The following is a 417-nucleotide window of genomic DNA, read 5'->3' as shown; positions in this document are numbered from 1 at the left end:
CATATTGCCGTTGCAAACAATACAACGGTAGCTAACTTAAGACGGTTGAACAATCTAAGCAGTGACGTGATTCAAATTGGTCAACGATTGGTTGTGGGTGGAGCACAGGCAACACCAGCGCCAACACCGACACCGACACCCGTGTCAAACCAAACGACCCATACGGTTGTACGTGGCGACACCTTGTCACATATTGCCGTTGCAAACAATACAACGGTAGCTAACTTAAGACGTTTAAACAATTTAAGTAGTGACGTGATTCGAATTGGTCAACGATTGGTTGTGGGTGAAGCACAGGCAACACCAGCGCCAACACCGACACCGACACCCGTGTCAAACCAAACGACCCATACGGTTGTACGTGGCGACACCTTGTCACATATTGCCGTTGCAAACAATACAACGGTAGCTAACTTA

Annotated in this window: 1 protein-coding gene; it reads left to right on the top strand. The window is 47.7% G+C overall.

Annotated elements, in window-relative coordinates:
- Window positions 1-417 (top strand): LysM peptidoglycan-binding domain-containing protein (locus ACYQ4S_RS12360; protein WP_459771471.1); only part of this gene is annotated, 417 nt, incomplete at both ends.

The sequence above is a fragment of the Alkalibacterium sp. s-m-28 genome, from assembly GCF_054658175.1.
Note: the sequence above shows the minus strand (reverse complement) of the source record. Positions and strands in the feature narration are given on the sequence as shown.